The 465-nt window shown below is 43.4% G+C and carries 1 protein-coding gene; it reads right to left on the reverse strand.

Annotation, left to right across the window (positions count from 1 at the left end; all coding sequences use genetic code 11):
- Positions 1 to 11: 11 nt before the first annotated feature.
- A partial coding sequence (locus C900_RS27745) for a hypothetical protein (RefSeq protein WP_040497727.1) occupies positions 12 to 465 on the reverse strand: 454 nt, incomplete at its 5' end.

The raw sequence follows: 465 nt of genomic DNA on the forward strand, positions 1-465 counted from the left end.
CTTTAGTTTGGCTATTTTCTACAGTAAAAAACAGCAGCCTGAACAGGTTCTGGTCTAATTTTCCTACTTTGCATCGTAGTATGAAGGTTCACGAAGTGGGTAAAATTAATGTTCATGCATTTAGCCCATAGTTGTGAGCGAAACTGATTGATGATATCACCAGTTGTGGAAGTATTGGACTTTTTATGTGGGTACCATTTGGACCTTGGAAGCTTATTTCCCTGCTGAGCTAACACCTTGTTAGCAGCCAGTTGGAGCATCGCATAAACAGCGGTGATAAATGCCGGTACCTTTTCTACTGCGGAAGGCGTTCTCACCTGAGCCTGTCCACATCCGAGCACTGTTTTTTCTTCTCTGAAGTTCACTTCAATCCCCCACCTCCAGAGGTAAGCCTGGAGCAGTTTATCAATATTCATATCGGGATCTGTGCAAATCAGGTATGCCGGCCTTCTGTATAGTAATTTC

The sequence above is a fragment of the Fulvivirga imtechensis AK7 genome, from assembly GCF_000331535.1.
Classification (GTDB): domain Bacteria; phylum Bacteroidota; class Bacteroidia; order Cytophagales; family Cyclobacteriaceae; genus Fulvivirga; species Fulvivirga imtechensis.